The 18,617-nt window shown below is 66.0% G+C and carries 21 protein-coding genes, 3 tRNA genes and 2 pseudogenes; 5 read left to right on the top strand and 21 right to left on the bottom strand.

Annotated elements, in window-relative coordinates:
• A pseudogene (locus ACFQEU_RS03800) lies at positions 1-585 on the top strand (HTTM domain-containing protein); the annotation flags it as partial.
• Positions 586-644: 59 nt separating this feature from the next.
• On the opposite strand, the gene ACFQEU_RS03795 reads toward ACFQEU_RS03800, so the two are convergent.
• The 3 genes from ACFQEU_RS03795 to ACFQEU_RS03785 all read right to left on the bottom strand — a co-directional run bounded on the left by ACFQEU_RS03795 (position 645) and on the right by ACFQEU_RS03785 (position 3,272).
• Positions 645-1,463, bottom strand: coding sequence for a hypothetical protein (locus ACFQEU_RS03795; RefSeq protein ID WP_379779433.1), 819 nt, complete (start codon positions 1,461-1,463; stop codon positions 645-647).
• A 93-nt stretch (positions 1,464-1,556) separates the two neighbouring features.
• Positions 1,557-2,612, bottom strand: coding sequence for a succinylglutamate desuccinylase/aspartoacylase family protein (locus ACFQEU_RS03790; protein ID WP_379779431.1), 1,056 nt, complete (start codon positions 2,610-2,612; stop codon positions 1,557-1,559).
• A gap of 78 nt (positions 2,613-2,690) precedes the next feature.
• Positions 2,691-3,272, bottom strand: a complete 582-nt coding sequence (locus ACFQEU_RS03785; protein ID WP_379779429.1) for a hypothetical protein — start codon at positions 3,270-3,272, stop codon at positions 2,691-2,693.
• 95 nt (positions 3,273-3,367) lie between these two features.
• Between ACFQEU_RS03785 and ACFQEU_RS03780 the strand changes: the two genes are divergently transcribed.
• Complete coding sequence (locus ACFQEU_RS03780; RefSeq protein ID WP_379779427.1) at positions 3,368-3,640, top strand: DUF8110 family protein; 273 nt, start codon at positions 3,368-3,370, stop codon at positions 3,638-3,640.
• Between the two features lie 161 nt (positions 3,641-3,801).
• Here ACFQEU_RS03780 and ACFQEU_RS03775 read toward each other — a convergent pair whose 3' ends face one another.
• The 4 genes from ACFQEU_RS03775 to trmY all read right to left on the bottom strand — a co-directional run bounded on the left by ACFQEU_RS03775 (position 3,802) and on the right by trmY (position 5,186).
• Positions 3,802-4,098 carry a hypothetical protein gene (locus ACFQEU_RS03775; RefSeq protein ID WP_379779425.1) on the bottom strand — a complete coding sequence of 99 codons (297 nt, stop codon included), beginning with the start codon at positions 4,096-4,098 and terminating at the stop codon, positions 3,802-3,804.
• Positions 4,063-4,135, bottom strand: a tRNA-Pro gene (locus ACFQEU_RS03770). Before ACFQEU_RS03770 ends, ACFQEU_RS03775 begins: the two co-directional genes overlap by 36 nt.
• 76 nt (positions 4,136-4,211) lie before the next feature.
• Positions 4,212-4,586 (bottom strand): CHY zinc finger protein, encoded by a 375-nt coding sequence (locus tag ACFQEU_RS03765; RefSeq protein WP_379779423.1) that lies wholly within the window; start codon positions 4,584-4,586, stop codon positions 4,212-4,214.
• A 3-nt stretch (positions 4,587-4,589) separates the two neighbouring features.
• On the bottom strand, positions 4,590-5,186 hold the full coding sequence (trmY, locus tag ACFQEU_RS03760; protein ID WP_379779421.1) for a tRNA (pseudouridine(54)-N(1))-methyltransferase TrmY: 597 nt from the start codon (positions 5,184-5,186) through the stop codon (positions 4,590-4,592).
• 51 nt (positions 5,187-5,237) lie between these two features.
• Here trmY and ACFQEU_RS03755 point away from each other — a divergent pair, with 51 nt between their 5' ends.
• A complete protein-coding gene (locus ACFQEU_RS03755; RefSeq protein WP_379779419.1) occupies positions 5,238-5,423 on the top strand; it encodes a hypothetical protein in 186 nt (61 codons plus the stop codon).
• 65 nt (positions 5,424-5,488) lie between these two features.
• On the opposite strand, the gene pyrF is transcribed toward ACFQEU_RS03755, so the two are convergent.
• The 8 genes from pyrF to ACFQEU_RS03715 all read right to left on the bottom strand — a co-directional run bounded on the left by pyrF (position 5,489) and on the right by ACFQEU_RS03715 (position 15,023).
• Positions 5,489-6,325 (bottom strand): orotidine-5'-phosphate decarboxylase, encoded by an 837-nt coding sequence (pyrF, locus tag ACFQEU_RS03750; protein WP_379779417.1) that lies wholly within the window; start codon positions 6,323-6,325, stop codon positions 5,489-5,491.
• Positions 6,326-6,443: 118 nt separating this feature from the next.
• Positions 6,444-9,668 carry a carbamoyl-phosphate synthase large subunit gene (carB, locus tag ACFQEU_RS03745; RefSeq protein ID WP_379779415.1) on the bottom strand — a complete coding sequence of 1,075 codons (3,225 nt, stop codon included), beginning with the start codon at positions 9,666-9,668 and terminating at the stop codon, positions 6,444-6,446.
• A gap of 205 nt (positions 9,669-9,873) precedes the next feature.
• Positions 9,874-10,080, bottom strand: coding sequence for a hypothetical protein (locus ACFQEU_RS03740; RefSeq protein WP_379779413.1), 207 nt, complete (start codon positions 10,078-10,080; stop codon positions 9,874-9,876).
• A 98-nt stretch (positions 10,081-10,178) separates the two neighbouring features.
• The gene (locus ACFQEU_RS03735) at positions 10,179-10,712 is read right to left on the bottom strand and encodes a DUF5815 family protein (protein WP_379779411.1); all 534 of its coding nucleotides are present in this window, start codon (positions 10,710-10,712) and stop codon (positions 10,179-10,181) included.
• Between the two features lie 65 nt (positions 10,713-10,777).
• The gene (locus ACFQEU_RS03730; RefSeq protein WP_379779409.1) at positions 10,778-11,017 is read right to left on the bottom strand and encodes a hypothetical protein; all 240 of its coding nucleotides are present in this window, start codon (positions 11,015-11,017) and stop codon (positions 10,778-10,780) included.
• Positions 11,018-11,101: 84 nt separating this feature from the next.
• Positions 11,102-13,324: a CDC48 family AAA ATPase gene (locus tag ACFQEU_RS03725; protein WP_379779407.1), complete on the bottom strand. Its 2,223-nt coding sequence runs from the start codon at positions 13,322-13,324 to the stop codon at positions 11,102-11,104.
• A 199-nt stretch (positions 13,325-13,523) separates the two neighbouring features.
• Positions 13,524-14,495, bottom strand: coding sequence for an ABC transporter permease (locus ACFQEU_RS03720; protein ID WP_379779405.1), 972 nt, complete (start codon positions 14,493-14,495; stop codon positions 13,524-13,526).
• A gap of 453 nt (positions 14,496-14,948) precedes the next feature.
• Positions 14,949-15,023: transfer RNA gene (locus ACFQEU_RS03715), tRNA-Val, on the bottom strand.
• An 83-nt stretch (positions 15,024-15,106) separates the two neighbouring features.
• Between ACFQEU_RS03715 and ACFQEU_RS03710 the strand changes: the two genes are divergently transcribed.
• Positions 15,107-15,616, top strand: a complete 510-nt coding sequence (locus ACFQEU_RS03710) for a hypothetical protein (RefSeq protein ID WP_379779403.1) — start codon at positions 15,107-15,109, stop codon at positions 15,614-15,616.
• A gap of 85 nt (positions 15,617-15,701) precedes the next feature.
• Here ACFQEU_RS03710 and ACFQEU_RS03705 read toward each other — a convergent pair whose 3' ends face one another.
• The 6 genes from ACFQEU_RS03705 to ACFQEU_RS03680 all read right to left on the bottom strand — a co-directional run bounded on the left by ACFQEU_RS03705 (position 15,702) and on the right by ACFQEU_RS03680 (position 18,293).
• Entirely contained in the window at positions 15,702-15,983 is a 282-nt protein-coding gene (locus tag ACFQEU_RS03705; RefSeq protein ID WP_379779401.1) for a DUF7553 family protein, read from the bottom strand.
• Positions 15,984-16,059: 76 nt separating this feature from the next.
• On the bottom strand, positions 16,060-16,593 hold the full coding sequence (locus ACFQEU_RS03700) for a cob(I)yrinic acid a,c-diamide adenosyltransferase (protein ID WP_379779399.1): 534 nt from the start codon (positions 16,591-16,593) through the stop codon (positions 16,060-16,062).
• Positions 16,590-16,829: a glutaredoxin family protein gene (locus ACFQEU_RS03695; protein ID WP_379779397.1), complete on the bottom strand. Its 240-nt coding sequence runs from the start codon at positions 16,827-16,829 to the stop codon at positions 16,590-16,592. The genes ACFQEU_RS03700 and ACFQEU_RS03695 overlap by 4 nt, the downstream gene beginning before the upstream one ends.
• Before the next feature lie 133 nt (positions 16,830-16,962).
• The gene (locus ACFQEU_RS03690) at positions 16,963-17,358 is read right to left on the bottom strand and encodes an acyl-CoA thioesterase (protein WP_379779395.1); all 396 of its coding nucleotides are present in this window, start codon (positions 17,356-17,358) and stop codon (positions 16,963-16,965) included.
• Between the two features lie 99 nt (positions 17,359-17,457).
• Entirely contained in the window at positions 17,458-18,132 is a 675-nt protein-coding gene (gene phoU / locus ACFQEU_RS03685; RefSeq protein WP_379779393.1) for a phosphate signaling complex protein PhoU, read from the bottom strand.
• A gap of 86 nt (positions 18,133-18,218) precedes the next feature.
• Positions 18,219-18,293 (bottom strand) — tRNA-Val (locus tag ACFQEU_RS03680).
• A 174-nt stretch (positions 18,294-18,467) separates the two neighbouring features.
• Between ACFQEU_RS03680 and ACFQEU_RS03675 the strand changes: the two are divergent.
• A pseudogene (locus ACFQEU_RS03675) lies at positions 18,468-18,617 on the top strand (M24 family metallopeptidase); the annotation flags it as partial.

Below are 18,617 nucleotides of genomic sequence, written 5' to 3'. Positions count from 1 at the left end.
GATCCGCTCGCGCCGCAAGCGCCCGTCGTCGCCGCGTTCGCCTGCGTCGTCGGGGTTCTCGTCGTCGCCGGTGGGCTCTCCGCCGCGGGCGTTCTCGACGACGACACGCCCCGCTCCGAAGTCGAAAGCGGGACCGCCGCGCTCGTCGAGTTCCAGACCGACTGGTCGATATTCGCGCCGGTCCCCAGGACGACGGACCGCTACTACGTGTTCCCCGCACGGGCCGCCGACGGAACCCTCGTCGACGCGTACTCCGACCGGGCGCTCTCCTACGAGCGCCCCCACGACGAACTCCAGCGGCAGCACGCGACGTACCGCGAGCGGTTCTACATGGTGTCGCTGTTCGATGACGGCGAGGTGTCGGAGCGCCTCGCGGGGCGACTCGCGGAACACACCTGTGCGACGTATCGGACCGAGGCGGGCGCGACGCTCACTCGTATCGAAATGTACCGCGTCACCGAGGAAATAACGCGGGAGACGATCGACGAGCCCGCCGCCCGTGACCGGTCCGCTTCGAGACTGTTCGAACACGACTGTGCAGGCGACGGCAACCGCGAGCCGCTCCCGCCGCCCTCCTTTGACTGACTCCGCTCCCGCCGCCCTCCTTTGACTGACCCCGCTCCCGGCCCGGGAGGGCCGGTTGGCTACTTTCCGGTCTCGTCCGAGTCGTCCGTGTCGTCGTCGCTGTCGTCGTCCGAGCCCTCACCGACGACCTCGTCTAACTGTTCTTCGACGGTTTCGTCAACTGTCTCCTCGACAGTCTTCTCAACAGTCTCCTCGACCGTATCCTCAACTGTCTCTTCAACCGTTTCCTCGACCGTATCCTCAACTGTCTCTTCAACCGTTTCCTCGACCGTTTCTTCGACCGTTTCGTCGACAGTCTCTTCGACGGTTTTCTTGACCGTCTCCCCGACTGTTTCGTCGACGGTCTCTTTGACGGTCTCTTCGACGGTTTCCCCGACTGTTTCGTCGACGGTTTCCTTGACAGTCTCGTCGACGGTTTCCTTGACAGTCTCGTCGACCGTCTCCTCGACCGTGCGCTCGACGTTCTCCGACACCTGCTCGACGGTCTCCTCGACGTCTTTCGTCACTTGGCCGACCTTCTCTTCGACCGTCTCCTCGACCTCCTCGGACACCTTGCCGACGCTCTCGTCGACGGCCTCCTCGACTTCCTCGGCGCGCGGCCGACGATCGACCCGCTCGTTCACCGCTTCGAGCCGGTCGATCACCTCTTCGACCTCAGTCCGGAGGGTCTCCTCGACGTTCTCGGTGACCTCCTCGGTCATCCACTCCGGATCGAACCGTGCCATCTTCCACGTCACGTGGACGACGTACGACACCAGTACGCCCAGCCCGAACGCGCCACCGACCTCGCTCCCGACGACTGCAAACAGAACGATAGAGACGAATATCAACAGCCCGTACGTCACGTCGACGAGGAAGTCGACCCGATTCGGATTCACTACAGATCCCCCGCGCGTCCGCTAGTAGTTCGGATCATCACGTACCCGCTATTTACGCCCCAGCCGCTAATACCGATCGTTTTCGATTCGCGATCACTCGGCGTCAGTGGGTCGGCTACTCCTCCCCGACCACGAGCCCGAGCGACGGGACCCCTGTGCTTCGATCGCTCGCTGGGTCGACTCGTCGACGCGCACGAGGTGACACAGCGGATTGCCGGGGTAGACGACCGGGTTCTCCAAGACGCCGATGAGCAGCCCGGTGAACGGGGCTTTCACGCCGATCGCGTCCTCCTTGAACGGGTTGGTGATCGTCGCGATCCGGTCCCCGTCGCGGACCAGTGAGCCGCTCTCGAAGTGAGTGTCGACGATCCCCCCTGCGTCCGCCCGCAGCCACGTCTTCTCGCTCGACCCGGCGACGATCGTCCGCCACCCGGGCCAGCGGACCGACTCCGTCTCCAGTAAGCCGTACTCGGCGAACACGGAGCGGACTCCCGCCAGCGCGTCGTCGATGAGGCCGCGCTGGAACCGGTGTGCCTCCCCCATCTCGATGGTTATCGTCGGGATCCTGTCGGCGGTCGCCTCGCCCCTGAGGGTGCCGCTCGGTCCCTCGCTGTCGATGACGACGCTCGACCCGAACGCCATCGCGAGCCGGTGGACCCCCTCGTCCGTCATGTCGCCGCGGACGTGGAGCATGTTCGTCCGCCCGCGGGTGGAGGTGTGGAAGTCGAGCCCGAGATCACACGGCTCGATGAAGTTCGCGTAGATCCGGTGAGCCATCCGGTTCGAGCTCGTCGACCCCGGTTTCCCCGGGAACGAGCGGTTCAGGTCCCTGTCGTACACCGGGAGGTACCGCTGTTGAGCGAGGAACCCGGGAACGTTGAGCACGGGGAGACACACGAGCGTGCCGGCCAGCGCTGAGAGGTCCCACTCGTGGGCGACTTCGCGGACCACTTCGATCCCGTTGAGCTCGTCGCCGTGGGACGCCGCGGTGAGGAAGACGGTCGGGCCGTCGCGCTCGCCGTTGACGATCGTCACGGGGATCCGGACGGGGTCGCCGAGATACGTCTCGCTGATCCCGTACCTGATGTTCTGTGTCTCGCCGGGGGCGACCGCGCCGCCGTTGTACGTGAAGGCCCGGTCGTCGTCCATGTCACACGCCAGCAGTGGCGGGGATTTATACGTGACGGCACGCCGGTGGCCGCGACGCGGACCGCCCGTCTCACGGCCTCAGATCGACTCGATCAGCTCCATCTGCATCGCCATCTTCCGCTCCTTGTAGTTCACGTCCACCGTGTCGAACTCGCCCACGTCCTCGGGCCGGAAGACGAACGTGATGTCCTCAGCGTACACGTCGCCGATCACGGCATCGTCGTCGGGTTTGAGCCGCGAGCGCTTGTCCTCGTCCTCGAACACCGCATACGAGAGGAGGCCGATGGCGTCGGCCTGGCCGAGCAGGTAGAAGTCGGCGGGGTTCGGGAGCGCCTCCTGGTTGCCGCTCCCGAGGCTGTTGTACAGCCGGGGGTTCGGGTCGCGTTCGTTGCCTCGGGCGGGCGTGAACAGCATGTCCGTCTCGTATTTGAACTCGATGTCGTAGCCGTACTCCGTGTCGACGAAGTCGCGGCCCTCGTCGTCGACCCACTTCAGTCGGCCGTCCGTGTACACCTCCAGACACCGCTCGATGAGGTCGGACTTGTCGAACCGGTCCTTCCGGCCGTTGAGCTGGTCGCCGACCGACCCGACGAGCGTCGCGTACCGGTCGATGTCTATCGCGCCGGCCAGGTCGGCGGCGTACTCCCGATCGCTGTGCATTTGTCGACCATAGAGTGATAGCGGGAATACGTCTTCCGGTCGGCGGGGTCGGCGTCGGGGTAACTATCTTCCGGGAGCGTCGTGTTTCAGTATTTATGAGTGACGAGCTAGAAGAAGAATATCCGGAGGTCGCGCCCTTCATCCGCAAAGCCGTCGAGAAACACAGCGAGGAATGGGTCATCGAGAACTATTCTCCCCAGATCACGAACTTGGGGGTGGTGATGAACGTGCCACCCGTGGAGGAACTCCCCTTCTACGACGAAGAGAAACACGATGTCCTGACTGATGAAGAGAAACGCGAACGGGCAGCGGCGTACCAAGAGTACCGAGAGAACCTCCGTGAGGGGACCAAGCCTGACGACCAGTAGCGGAGCGTACACTCGGTTCTCCGTGTGTCGGTGCTCGTCTACTCTCCCGTCGCCTCACTCCGACTGTTTTCCGAATCGGGTCGCTCGCTGTGCTCGCGACCGCTCACGGAAAACTCTCGACGGAAAAGCGCGAACTCGCTTCGTTCGTTCGCGTTCGACGACTACTCCCCCACCGCCTCCTCGGCAATCTCGATCTTCGCGCCGATCTCCTCGGCGCGCTTCTTCGTCTCCGGATAGCTTTCCAAGTCGTCGGCCACGTCGTCGACGTCGGGCAACTCGATCGCCTTCAGCCGGTCGACGAGCGAGTTCCTCTTCGTCGCCGTCTCGCGGAAGTTCGCGAAGTCGTCTGCCTCGTCGACGGCGATCAGAACACGACACTCAGACCCGTCGCTCTCGCTCGTCGTTGCGAAATGCGGGAGAAGTGGGCCGGCACGAATTTGAATCGTGGTTACGGCCACCCGAAGGCCGAAGGATACCAAGCTACCCCACCGGCCCGCATCTGAAGGAAGGCCGTTCGTTCTTTTAATCCTTCCGAAAACGGGGGCGACCGTCCCCACCGACGGCGCCGCCCTCACTCGAAGTACCGATCGCGGTGTCGACGACAGCCGGGGTTGAACGCGGCCCCGCAGTGCGGACAGGCGTCGTCGCCGTCGAGATACTCCCGAGCGGTTAGCGTTTCGCGACAGACCCCACACAGGACCGCCGGCTCGTCGAACCGGTCGCGGGGCCACGGCTCCGCCTCGTGACCGGCCACGGCGTCGTGACACGACGCACAGGGGTAGTACGTCTCACAGCAGCCGAACCGGAGGGCGACCACGTCGACCGGCGACGCCCAGTGGGCACACCGCGTCTCGGGGTCCACGTCGACCCCGCGAAGGGGGACGCGGTAGCGGTCGTCACGCCCGGGCTCGCGGCTCGTCACCCGGTCGTCGTCGGCGTCACCCATGGCTCAGTACGACGTGTAGCCGTCCGTGTCGAGCCAGTTGTGGACGACGGAGACGGTGTGGTCGGCGTGGAGGCGCTTCGGGCCGACCCGGACCCGGCGGTCGGCCGCGTCGGCGAGCAGCGACGACTCCGCGTCGGTGAAGTCGTTGTGATCCGAGAGGACGAACACCGGATCCGACGGGGGTTCGGCCTCGACGAGGGGATCCCCGTCCTCGTGGAGGTGAACGAGCGCCCCCGTGTCGGCGAGTCGGTCGAGCGTGGCGGACAGCCCCATTCGCCGCAGCTCCACGCCAGGGGAGACGTCCGCAGGCATGTGGCCGATCGCCTCGTCGCGCGCGGCGAGCGCGTCGCGGATCCGGGCGGCGACGTTCCGCTCGTCCGGATGGAGGTGGCGGAGCCGGGCGGCGTCGAAGGTGACCGTCACTTCGTCGGCACAGACCAGGTGGACACGAGCGTCCTCGCGGATCCCGTGTGAGAGGAAGACGCCGGTCGCGACGCACCGACAGAGGAGGTCGAGCCGGCCCGCACCGGGGAGATCCGACAACGAGACCGCGTCCGGGTCGGTCGGAACGTCGTGACCGACGACGACGAACTGGCGCATACGAACCCCTCCGCCCGGACGCTTATAATCCGCCCGGGTCGAGAACGCGTCATGAGTCTGACCGGGATCTGCCAGGTGTGTGAGACCGCCCGCGCCGACCACACCTGCCGGACCTGCGGCCGACAGGCGTGTCCCGAGCACTGGAACGACGCCGTCGGGGCCTGTTCCCCGTGCGCCCGCGGCCTCGATGGGGGCGGAGGGACCGACCCGGACAACTCGACCGACCATCGCCGGTAGCGATCCAACCGACGGTTACCGGTAGCGATCTAACCGACGGTTACCGGTAGCGATCCAACCGACGGTTACCGGTAGCGGTTCAGCCGTCGCTTCAGCCGCTTCGCCGCGTCGCCGGCGGCACCGAAGTACGTCTCCTCCTCGCCCGGGCGCGACGACTCCTCGCCGGCGAAGACGATCCCGCGTGAGGAGTTCACCAACCCGACGTCCACGTCGGCGTCGCCGTACGGATACGCCGCGAGACCGTGCTCGACCGCCGCCTCCGCGTCCCCGCCCTGTGCGCCGACACCCGGCACCAGGAAGGGGACCTCGGGGACGATCTCGCGGACGTCACGCAGCTCCTCGGGCGTCGTCGCGCCCACGACGACCCCCACGTCGCCGTCGGCGTTCCAGACGTCCGCGAGCGCCGCGACCCGCTCGTACAGCGGCTCTCCGGAGCCGAGCTCGAGGTCTTGGAGATCGCTTCCACCGGGGTTGGAGGTCCGACAGAGCACGAACACGCCCTTCCCCTCGCGGTCGAGGAACGGTTGGAGGGAGTCACGCCCCATGTACGGGTTCACGGTGATCGCGTCCACCCAGTCGAGGACCTCGGCGTACTGCCGGGTCGTGTTACCGATGTCGGCTCGCTTGGCGTCCAACAGGACGGGGACGTCCTTCCCGGCGGCATACGCCGCGGTCTCCCGCAGCGCCCGCCAGCCGTCGGGGTCCTCATAGAAGGCAGCGTTCGGCTTGTAGCAGGCAGCGTGCTCGTGGGTCGCGTCGATGATCCGGCGGTTGAACGCCCACCGCGGCAGGTCGGCGTCCGCAAGGAACTCGGGGATCCGGCTCGGGTCCGGGTCGAGCCCGACGGAGACGACGCTGTCCGTCCGATCGATCCGGGCCGCGAGCCGCTCGAAGAATCGCATACTCGGGGGTGTGTCGGGAACCCCGCTAAACGTTGTGTTCCGGGTCGAACGGTCGCGTGGGATGGCGTCGTAACCGGCGGAGTCGGCGCCTGTGGTTCCTCGACGGCGTCGAGAGGCGTTACTTCCCCCAGTCGGCTACGCGCTGTGGCCGGTCCGAGACCGCCATCACGTCGAGGTCGTCGCCGGCGTGGTCGATCGCCTCGAGCGCCGCCTTCGCGCTGGCGTGCGTCGAGAAGTAGGTGATCTCCTCCTCGACGGCCACTTCCAGCAGGTCGCGCTGGCGCGAGACGATGAGGTCGATCTCGCCGCGTTTCGCCGCCTCGACGAGGTCGGTCGCCGTCGACAGCTCGAAGTGTTCGGCGAACCCGTCGACCAGCGCTTCGCCCGCCTCGGTCCCGGGATCCGGGAACTCCTCGGCCGAGAGGTCGACGACCGCCGTCCCGGACTCAGGGATCGGTTTGCCGGTCGAGTCCTGCGCCTTGTCGTACGCCTTCCCGAACGACCGCGCCGTTCCCATTACCTCGCCGGTGGACTTCATCTCCGGGCCGAGGCGGGGGTCCGATCCGGGCAGCCGGTCGAACGGTAACACGACCTCCTTCACGCTTCGGTGTTTGGGGATCCGCTCGTCGACATCGAGGTCCGCGAGCGAGAGGTCATCCGTCATGACCTTCGCCGCGAGCTTGGCGATCGGTACGCCGGTCGCCTTCGAGACGAACGGGACCGTCCGCGAGGACCGCGGGTTCGCCTCCAGCACGTACACCTCGGCGTCCGCGTCGGGGTCATGGACGCCGGTCACGGCGAGCTGGACGTTCAACAACCCTTGCGTGTCGAGCGCCCGAGCGATATCCTCCGTCGCCTCGCGGACCCGCGAGAGCGTCGCGTCGTCGAGCGAACGCGGCGGGATCATACATGCGGAGTCACCGGAGTGGACGCCCGCGCTCTCGACGTGCTCCATCACGCCGCCGATCAGGACGTCCTCACCGTCGGCCACCGCGTCCACGTCGAGCTCGACGGCATCGGAGAGGAACTGATCGACGAGGATCGGCTTGTCCGGGGCGACCCGGACCGCCTCCTCGATGTAGCGTTCGAGCTCCTCATCGTCCTCGACGACGCGCATCGCACGACCGCCGAGCACGTAGGAGGGACGAACGAGGACGGGATAGCCGATCCGGTGGGCCATATCGAGCGCTTCCTCTCGGCTCGTCGCCGTGCCACCCTCCGGCTGGGCGACGCCGATCTCGTCCATCAGGACGTTGAACCGATCGCGGTCCTCCGCGAGGTCCATCGCCTCGACGCTCGTCCCCAAGATCGAACAGTCGAGTCCGCGGCGCTCGATCTCGGCTTCCAGCGGCGCGCCGACGTTGACCGAGGTCTGACCGCCGAACTGGACCATCACGCCGTCCGCGCCGGTCGTCTCGATCACGTCCGCGATCTCCTCGGCGGAGATGGGCTCGAAGAAGAGCCCGTCCGACGTGTCGTAATCCGTGGAGACCGTCTCCGGGTTGTTGTTGACGACGTGCGCGTCGATGCCGAGCTCGCGGAGCGCCCGGACCGCGTGCACCGCGCAGTAGTCGAACTCCACGCCCTGGCCGATCCGGATCGGGCCGCCGCCGACGACCACGACGCTCTCGACGTCCCGGTCGACGCGAACCTCGTTCGTTGCCCCCGCCGTGTCGGCACCCGCGAGGAACTCGGGGAGTCGCGCGGAGTAGTAGTACGGCGTCGACGCCTCGAACTCCCCCGCGCAGGTGTCGACCTGTTTGAACGTGCGGTCCGGCACCGCGTCCTCGATCTCGCTCACGCTCGCGTCCACGCCACCGCCCCCGGCGACCGCCGCGATCTCGGCGTTCGTCCGACCGACGGAGGCCGCCGGCGTGAAGTCGCCCGCCGCCGCCGCCGCGGTCGCGTTCGCGACGTTGGCGAAGCGCTCGACGTACCACCGGTGGATATCCGTGAGCTCGACGACGTCCTCGACGGAGTAGCCGCGATCGAACGCCTCGAACATCGCGTACGGCCGATCCGGGCTCGGCCGGACGAGGTACTCCGATTCCAGCTGTTCGTCGGACACCGCCGCGAAGTCGACGGCGGGGTCGTACTCCGAGGAGCGGAGCGCTTTCACCATGCTCTCCTCGAAGGTGCGACCGATGGCCATCGCCTCCCCCGTCGACTTCATCGCCGTGCCGAGCTCGAAGTCGACATCGTCGAACTTGTCGATGGGCCAGCGCGGCACCTTCGTCACCACGTAATCGATCGCGGGCTCGAAGGCGGCGGTCGTCTCACCGGTGATCTCGTTGTCGATCTCGTGGAGGCGCTTGCCGAGCGCGACCTTCGCCGTCACGCGTGCAATGGGGTACCCCGTCGCCTTCGAGGCGAGCGCCGAGGAGCGCGAGACCCGCGGGTTCACCTCGACGACGCGGTACTCCCCGCCGGGTGTGCCGTCGTCGCGCCACGCGAACTGGATGTTACAGCCGCCCTGGATCCCCAGCTCGCGGATCACGCCGAGCGCGGCGTTACGCATCTCCTGATGACCGTCGTCGGGGATCACCTGCGAGGGAGTGACGACGGTTGACTCGCCGGTGTGGATCCCCATCGGGTCGATGTTCTCCATGTTACAGATGATGATACAGGAGTCGTCGGCGTCACGCATCACCTCGTACTCGAGCTCGACCCAGCCGGCGATGGACTCCGTGATGAGCACCTCGCTGTTCCGCGAGAGCCGGAGCCCCTTGCGGACGCGCTCGACGAGCTCCTCGAACTCGTCGACGACGCCGGAGCCGGAGCCACCGAGGGTGTACGTCGTCCGGGCGATGACGGGAAGACCGCCGACCGTGTCGACCGCTTCCTGTACCCGTCCGCGGAACGCCTCCTCATCGAACTCGGTGACCGACTCCCCCTCGTCCAGCGAGATGGTCGTCGACTTCGGAACCGGCTGCCCGATCGCCTCCATGCGCTGGCGGAACAGGTCGCGGTCCTCCGTCGCGTAGATGGTGTCTAGCGGCGTGCCCATCACCTCGACGTCGTACTCCTCTAAGATCCCCTCCTCGGCGAGCTCGGCGGTGACGTTGAGGCCGGTCTGTCCACCCAGCCCGGCGATCACGCCGTCAGGCTCCTCGATCCGGATCACTTCGGCGATCGCCTCGGTGGTGATCGGCTCGATGTACACTCGGTCGGCGGTGTCCGGGTCAGTCATGATAGTCGCCGGGTTCGAGTTCACCAGCACGACACGAGCGCCTTCCTCCTGGAGGGCGCGGCAGGCCTGCGCGCCGGAGTAGTCGAACTCCGCCGCTTGTCCGATCTGGATCGGTCCGCTACCGATGAGCAGAATGGTCCGGTCCTCGGTCATTACCGCGACGGAGTACGCTCATCGTAATAAGGTCGGCGATAGAGTACGAATCTCGCAGCAGTTTTGCGATTTTCGCAAGGCATGCAGTCACGTACCACGCGCTACACCGTCGTGTCACGGACCATGTGCTACGCGCCGCCCGTCGCGTGTCGTTTCACCCACCGTGTGCTGCGTGTCCGCTTATGCGCCGTGCTCACCTTCCGGCTCAGGTGTTGAGCCGATACCGGTACGGCCGCTCCGCGATCACTTCGATATCGCCGCGCTCCGCCCAGCGGCCCAACACGGTCGCGACGCGGTGTGGACTGTCGGGCTCGTCGACGTCATCGAGCAGCGCGAGGATCTCTCGCGCCGTCAGCGGCTCGTCGGCTTCGGCGAGCACACCGCGGATACGCTCGTACTCGTGGGTGTGCATGTGTCTTACACACGTTCCCCGAACGTATATGATTCAGTGAGACAGGAGTCCGACATCCGTCGGACGCCGAGCGGCTGAAACGCTTGATATCGTTACACTCAGGCGTACGGGTCCTCGGCTTCGAGGTCGCGTTCGGCGCGGTACTGGTCGACGAACTCCTCGACGTCGAACCGCATCATCTCCGCTTCGAACCGCGAGAGGGCGTCGCCGTCCTCGGCGTGACTGACGGCGTGTTCCATCAGCTCGACGACGAGCTCGACGATGGTCTCGTGGAGTCGCCGGGAATCGAAGTCGGCCACCCACACCATCGCGTATCCTACGTCGCCGTCGCCGCTAGCGTCGTGTGTGACGACCGCCTCCGGGAACTCCTCCAACACGACGCCGAGCAGGTGAGGGGTGTCGAACTCCGGCATCTCCTCGCTCGTCGTCTCGATCGCCTCGCGGAGCACGTCGACGAGGAACTCCGGGAGGAACCGCTCCGGGGGGTGGACGTCCATCACGACGGCGTGGGTCTCACCGCAGTCACAGTCGAACTCCCGCATCCCGAGGTCGAGCTCGCCGAGACCGACGGTTTCGCCACACGCGAGCTCCAGCGTGTTGTCGTCGCCACCGGGGACGCGTGGCTGAGTCATATCACGTCTTGGCCGTTGGCTCGGTTAAAAGGCGCGGATAGGCCGGAACGCGTTCCGGCGAGACGCTACTCGTAATCCTCGTACCCAGTCTCGTCCCCCTCCAACTCAGTGTCTCCGTCGTTTTCGGTTTCCGACCCTCCGTGATCGACCGCTACCTCCGCTTCGACCTCGATCTCGACCCCACCCGCCTCGTAGGTCGCCTCGATCTCTTCGGCGTCGTCCCGTTCGATCTCGAGCTCGTCCGTGTCGACCTCGACTTCGACCTCCACGTCGACGGTAACGTCCCGGTCGGGTTCTTCGGACATACTGCTTCTGACTACGCGCCAAGCGAACAAAAAACGGCGGTCGAGGTCAGCGCGGCGGTCGAGGTCAGCGCGGCGGTCGATCGGCTACTGGAACCCGACGCGGCCGCCGGCGTCGCGAACCGTGTCGCGGCCGCCGCCCTTGAACTCGCGTTTGACGTCCTCGTAGTAGGACATGAGGTCCTCCGTGATCGTCGGACGCACAGACTCCATCGCCCGACGGAAGTGTTTCATCTCCACGTCCTCGGCCTCGTCGTCGTCGCGAAGCGCCTCGATCGCGGCCTCGCGGGCGATCCCCTCGAGGTCGGAGCCGACGTAGCCGTCCGTGATCTCCGCGACCTCCCGTAGGCTGACGTCGGGCGCGAGCGGAGTGTCCTGCGTGTGGATCTCCAGGATCCGCTCGCGGCCCTCCTGATCGGGCTGGCCGATCATCACGAGCCGGTCGAACCGTCCCGACCGGAGCAGCGCGGGATCGATCATGTCCGGGCGGTTCGTCGCGCCGATCACCATCACGTCGCCCATCTCCTCTAACCCGTCGAGCTCCGTGAGCAGCTGATTGACGACCCGCTCGGAGACGTTGTTACCCATCTCCTGGCCGCGCGAGGGCGCGAGGCTGTCGAGCTCGTCGAAGAAGATGATCGTCGGGCTCACCTGCCGTGCCTTCCGGAACGTCTGGCGGATCGCCTTCTCCGACTCGCCGACCCACTTCGAGAGGAGCTGGGGGCCGCGAACCGAGATGAAGTTCGCGTTCGTCTCGTTGGCGACCGCCTTCGCCATCAGCGTCTTCCCGGTCCCCGGCGGGCCGTACAGCAGGACGCCTTTCGGCGCTTCCACGCCCATCCGTTCGAACTTCTCTGGGGACGTAAGCGGCCACTCGACGGACTCCTGTACCTGCTGTTTCGCGTCCTCCAACCCGCCGACGTCCTCCCAGGACATCTTCGGGAGCTCGACGAGCACCTCTCGCATCGCCGACGGCTCGACCTCGTTCAGCGCGCCGCCGAAGTCGTCGCGTTTGACGATCATGCGGTCGATGAGGCTCGGCGGGATGTCCTCCTCGTCGAGATCGATCTCGGGGAGGTACCGTCGAAGCGCTTTCATCGCCGCCTCCTTGGTGAGGCTCTCGATGTCGGCACCGACGAACCCGTGGGTCTCGTCGGCGAGGTGGTCGAGGCTCACGTCGTCGGACAGCGGCATCCCGCGGGTGTGGATCTGGAGGATCTCCTTGCGACCGACCTCGTCCGGGACGCCGATCTCGATCTCACGGTCGAACCGCCCCGGGCGACGGAGCGCCGGGTCGACGCTGTCGACGCGGTTGGTCGCGCCGATAACGATCACCTGCCCGCGCGTTTCCAGCCCGTCCATCATCGTCAACAGCTGGGCGACGACACGGCGTTCGACCTCGCCGGTGACGTCCTCGCGTTTGGGCGCGATCGAGTCGAGCTCGTCGATGAAGATGATGCTCGGACTCTCCTCTTTGGCGTCCTCGAAGATCTCACGGAGCTGCTGTTCGGACTCCCCGTAGTACTTCGAGATGATCTCCGGGCCCGCGATCGAGAAGAACGACGCGGATGTCTCGTTGGCGACCGCCTTCGCTAACAGCGTTTTCCCGGTCCCCGGGGGGCCGTGTAACAGGACGCCCTGCGGGGGTTCGATCCCGAGCTTCGAGAAGATCTGCGGGTGTTTCATCGGGAGCTCGACCATCTCGCGAACCCGCTGGATCTCGTTTTTGAGCCCGCCGATGTCCTCGTAGGTGATCCCACCGCCGGTTTTCTCGAACCCGGAGATCGGCTCCTCGCGCAGTTCGACCTCGGTGTCCTCCGTGATGAGACAGACGCCGTCGGGCTCCGTCTCCACCGCGATCAACGGGATCGCTTGGCCCGGCGAGCGCATGAACGGGTGGTTCGTCGAGCTCATCACGGGGACGATGTCGCGCTCGACGACAGGCCGCTTGAGGATCTGTCGTTTCACCATTCCGGCGGCGTCCGATCCGAACTGGACGGACGCCTCCTCGGGCGGGGCCAACACCAGCTTGTCGGCCTTCTCGGCTTCCGCTTTCCGGATGGTGACGCGCTCACCGATACCGACGTCGGCGTTCTGCCGGGTGAACCCGTCGACGCGGACCGTGTCGGTGTTCCAGTCTTGCCGGTCCGCACGCCACACCTTTGCGGCAGTCGTCTCCGCACCCTCGATCTCGATGATGTCGCCGGGTGAGAGCTTGAGATGCAACAGCGTGTCGGGGTCGAGCCGGGCGATACCGCGCCCCGAGTCGTTCGGGTACGCTTTCGCCACTTCGAGTTGAACTTCGTTCATGATTCCTCGCGGGGGTTGTCCGTAACTGGACCCGGTTCGGGAATAAGCCTGTTGCCCGGTTCACCGTTGCTACCCGATCGGTCGATTCCGGAGGGCCGTCCGACTGCCCCAGAAATTCGTGTTATCATACAACATGATATCCGTTCGGCGGTTATAACCCCGTCGTAACCGCGGGTATTCTCCGTCGCCGACGGGTGCGTCAGACTGCATTCACTTTCGGGTCCAACACGGCGTACGAGACGTCCTGGACGATATTGCCGAGCACGCCGAACACGATGACGAAGACGGTCCCGCCCAGTAACACCGGGACGTCGCGGGCGTTCACCGCTTCCAGAAGGAGGAGGCCGAACCCTTCGATCCCAAACAACACCTCGATCACGAACACCGCCAGCACGAGGAGTCCGACCGCTTCGGTAAACAGCATCGAAAAGAAGGGGATTGCGGCGTTCCGGACGACGTGTTTCGCGACCCGAACCCGTGTCGCCCCTTTCGCCTCGACCAGCGTGATGAACGTCGCGGGGACGTACTCCAGCGAGTGTGCTCGCGCGTAGCTCACGTATCCCCCGAGAAGCACGGTCGCCGTGAGAACCACCGGAAGGAGCTGCTCGTACAGCAGCGGCGAGTACGCTATCACGGGATCGATCCGGTCGATGTGATCGCCCCACTGTAGCGAGAACACCATCCCGCCGACCCAGAACCCTGGGACGGCGAAGAGGAGGTACGCGATCCCGACGCCGAACCGACCCGTCCAACTACCCCGATTCATCGCGGCGTACAGTCCGATCGACAGACCGGCCCCGAACGCTACCACCAGCGCTGGAAGGACGTACGCCAGCGTCCGCCCGGTCGCACGGAGCAGAAGCGGCGCAACTGCCTCCCCGGTCGAGAGGGAGTACCCCCAGTCGAGGGTAGCCATGTTCCCCATCCAATCGACATACTGCTCGGCGATCGGTCGGTCCAGGCCCCGGGACGCGAGGTACTGCTGTGTCATCTCTTCGACCGCGGCTTCCGCTTGTGCCCCGTCACGGTGAGCGAACCGCAGGAGACCTTCCTGCCCGTCGAGCACCCAGTCGTCCGTCAACGAGAACAGCAGGAACACCGTCGTCAGTACGGTCCACGCCACGACGACGCCCATCGCGACCCGCTTCGCGAGGATCCGAAGGACGTTCACGGTCGAACCACCCTCAGCAATCGGTGTGGAGGAAGGAGCCGGAGCCACGGTCGACACTCCGCGCGATCGCGGTGACGAACGGGGGGTGTCCCGATATCACGGGACGATCTGCCGACTGCGGATGGCATACGACACCCGTGCTCGTCCGCGAACAAAAATCCCTGTGTGTTATTCACACGCGCCGTGTCGATCCGCGGGAGGAACAGCCCGGACCGGTCCTACCTCGTCGTCTCTACCATCGGCTGGCTAACCCAGCGCGTTCACCGAACCGGTCCGCTCGCCATCGCTCGCAGCTGCGCTATCGAGAAATCCCGTTCACGACTCGTCCGCAGCCAATGGGTCGGATTCGAACCGAAACAAGACGTGCTCACTTCGTTGCGCGCGACTTGCAGGGTTCGAATCCTTCCTCCCCATTGTGCGTCATTTCCTCGCTACGCTCGTCGAAAACGCTCATGGGTCGGGGCGGATTCGAACCGCCGACCTGCTCCGTGTGAAGGAGCCGTCATAACCGGACTAGACCACCGACCCGTACGGCTCTGGATTCCGCGCGTCCGAACTTAAGGGTTGCTTTGTCGCCCGGATTCAAGTGCTCTCCCGACGAGACGGGCCGTATGACCCACGAGCTCCGCACGCTCGAACGTTTCAGACGACACGTCGCCAGCGTACTCCACCTCCCCCTCTCGCTCGTCGGGCTGTACGCCGAGCGCGACACGCCTCCCGACCAGTACGCCATGACCCTGCAGGAGCCGTACCCGCACGTCGAGGCGCGGCTCCACCGGCTCGGCTTCGTCCGCAACCTCGTCTCCTCACTGAAACACCGTTCGTACGACGCCCCGCCCGAGACGACCGTCGCGAGCTGGGCGCGGTACCCGGCGGGCGCGCTCCGGAGCAGCCACCAGCTCCATCTCGGGCTGTTCGTCGGTCCCGACGAGTCGACGACGGACGTGTACGCCCACTGGGAACCCTCTTGGATCCGCCACCCGATCCGTCACTATCGGGCACGGGAGGTCGACGCCGAAGAAGGTGTTCGGCGGGTCAGGGACCTGTTCGAACGCGAAGGGGTACCGTTCGCTGTCGTCCCCGCCGAGGAACGCGTCGTCGGGAGCGACGGCGATACGTGATCACTCGGCTCGGACCGGTACGGGCCCGGGTTCGCTCGGCGGACCGACTCGCTACCCGACTCGGCTCGTCGGTCGAGTCGGCTCGCTACTCGCTCGGTTTCTCGTCTTTCCGACCCCGGTACGCCTCGATCCGTTCGCGCGCCGACGTCACGGCTTCGCGGGCCTCGCCCTCGGCGCGCTCCTCGAGCTCCTTGAGGTCGGCTTGCAGCTTGTCGAGCCGGGAGGGTTCGGGCTCCTCCTCGGGCTCGTCGCCGACGAGCTTCGAGACGCGGTCCTGAAGCGGTTCCAGTTCCTCTTTGATCCCCGCTTTCGCGTGTTCCGCCGCTCGACCCAAGTAGTACCGTGCGTCCTCGAAGTGTTTGCTCATATCTGCCCTTTAGCGAAGGACAGATATATGCTTTGCGGGAGATCTCCTCCTCCGCGGCCGTGGCGGCCGAGCTCCGTTAGTACGAGGGCGACTCCTCGGGCTCGCCGTCACGCGCGTTCGCGACCCGTCCGAGCGTGAACAGGAGGTCCGACAGTCGGTTGAGGTACGTGATCACCGACTCGTTGATCGGCTCCGCCCCCGCGAGGTTGACCACGCGCCGTTCCGCCCGCCTGACGACCGTCCGCGCGTGGTGTAACGCCGCGCCCGCCGATCCCCCGCCGGGGAGGACGAACGACTGGAGCGGATCGAGCTCCTCGTCGAACGCGTCGATACGTTCCTCCAGCTCCGTCGTGTGTGTCGGTTCCACCCGGGGATCGTCGGGATCGGGGTCGGGGTTCGCGAGGTCGGCTTGGACGACGTGGAGATGGTTCTGAACCGCTTCCAGCACGTCGTCGATGTCGGCGTACCCCGTCGGTCGCACCGTCCCTATCAGGGCGTTCGCCTCGTCGACCGTGCCGTACGCCTCGATCCGCGGGCTGGACTTCGACACGCGACTCAGGTCCCGTAGGTCGGTCTTCCCCTCGTCGCCGCGCCCGGTGTACACCGTCATGCGAGGGTCCGGTCGACGTACTCCAAGATGTTCGCGCTCTCCGACATCGTCACGCCGCGGTCCGCGTCGACGATGACCGGGACGCCACGCTGCCCACTCACGCGTTTTACCTCGTTCCGGTCGGAGTGGAGGGCGTCGACCCACGTCGTCTCGTACTCGACCTCAGCGTCGTCGAGGGCGTCGCTCACCTTCTCACACCACGGACACCCGTCCAGGGCGTACAGTCGAATGGACATACCCGATCGATCGACGCCCGCGGGCAAGAAGGTACGGCTCCCGGCGTCGTCGCCGGGGACGCTGCCGGTGGGTCGTCTCGTCTGGGTCGCTGGCCATCCGAGCTCGCCTCCCCTTCGATCCGTTCCCGGCCGTCTAAAGCCCGTGATACGACTCGATCGCGGTCCGGTACGCCTCGGGCATCGGCCGCGACGATCCGGTCTCGTCGACCGCCACCTGCACGGACTCGGCCTCGGCGACGACGCCGTCGTCCGTGCGAAGCTCGTAGGTCATCGGCACGCTCGACTCGCCGATCTCGGTGACGTCGATCTCGACATCGACCGAGTCGTCTTCGAGGTGAACCGGTCGGCGGAACGATATCGACAGCGACGCGAGCACCGTCGAGACCGAGGAGAGATCGGCGTCGAGGACGTCACGGAAGTACTCCGTTCGAGCCTGTTCCAGATAGGTGGCGTAGACGGCGTTGTTCACGTGACCCATGGCGTCGACGTCGCGAAACCGGACGGGGACCGTCGTCGTGTACGTGCTCATGGCCGAGTGTCGTCGGGGGGAAGTATGTACGCGTCGGCTTCCGACGGATCCGACGATCCGCCGCGGGTCAGCACGGTCGTTCGTCGTCGTTCTCGACCGTCAGTACAGCAGTTCGTCGTCGTTCTCGATCATGTACAGCGAACGGGCGGCGATGTTGACGGTGTGGTCACCCACTCGCTCGAGGTCACGTACCGTGAGCAACAGGCGGGAGACGTTCTCCATCGTGGCTTCGACGTCGTCGTCGTCCCGGAAGCGGTCCTCCTCGATCAGGTCGCGGACGACCAGATCGCTCGCTGCCTCGCACGCCGTGTCGAGGTCGTCGTCCATCGCGGCGACCTCGTAACACAGCTCCGAGTCGGAGTCGGCGTAGGCGGTCATCGCCGCGTCCAACATCTCCAGGGTCGTATCGCCGATCCGCTGGACGTCGACGTCGGGGAACACTTCCTCCTCAGCTTCGCCGGCGTACCGCCCGAGGTTGGTCGCCAGATCCGCGATTCGCTCGAGATCCGTGATGATCTTGAACGAGGCGGCGATGAACCGGAGGTCGCCCGCGACCGGCTGCTGAAGCGCGATCAGGTCCGTACACTCCCGTTCCAGCTCCAAGTAGAGCTCGTTGACTTCGGCGTCGCCGGTGATGACCTCCTCGCCGAGTTCGCCGTCCTGCCGTTCCAACGCGTCGAGGGCGGTCCGGAGCCGGTCCGCGACGACCTCGCTCATGTAGAGTACGTCCTCGCGGAGCCCTTCCAGTTTCGCTTGGTACTGTTCGCGTGGCATCGTCTCGGTCGTAGACCGACGGCGACGGATAAAAACACGTCGCACGCGGGACGGGTCCCTACTGGGTTCGACGTGACGAAAGGAAGTGGGTTGGGGCGGATTTGAACCGCCGGCCTCCTCCATGTCAAGGAGGTGTCATAACCGGGCTAGACTACCAACCCGCCGGGGCTTACTGACGCGTTTCGTCGTATCCGGGGGACGTAATTGAACCTTTCGGAACGGGGGCCGGCGTGGGGATTCGGCACACGTTCTCCGACTCGCCCAGCCCGTTCCGGTTTGCCCGTCCCGTCATCGGCGATCGACCGCTTTTACTGGGTCGCAGCGAGTTCTCGGGTATGGTTGATCTCGACGCGCGTGCGGACCGGTTGGACGCGTATCTCGCCGATCGCGGGCTCGAAGCCGTCTGGTTCGCGGCGCCGAACGGGTTCGCGTGGCTCGTCGGCGGCGACAACGTCGTCGACGCGGACGCGCCTCACGGCGTCGCC

Origin of the sequence: Halorubrum tibetense (assembly GCF_042661865.1) — an archaeon.
Taxonomy (GTDB): Archaea; Halobacteriota; Halobacteria; order Halobacteriales; family Haloferacaceae; genus Halorubrum; species Halorubrum tibetense.
Note: the sequence above shows the minus strand (reverse complement) of the source record. Positions and strands in the feature narration are given on the sequence as shown.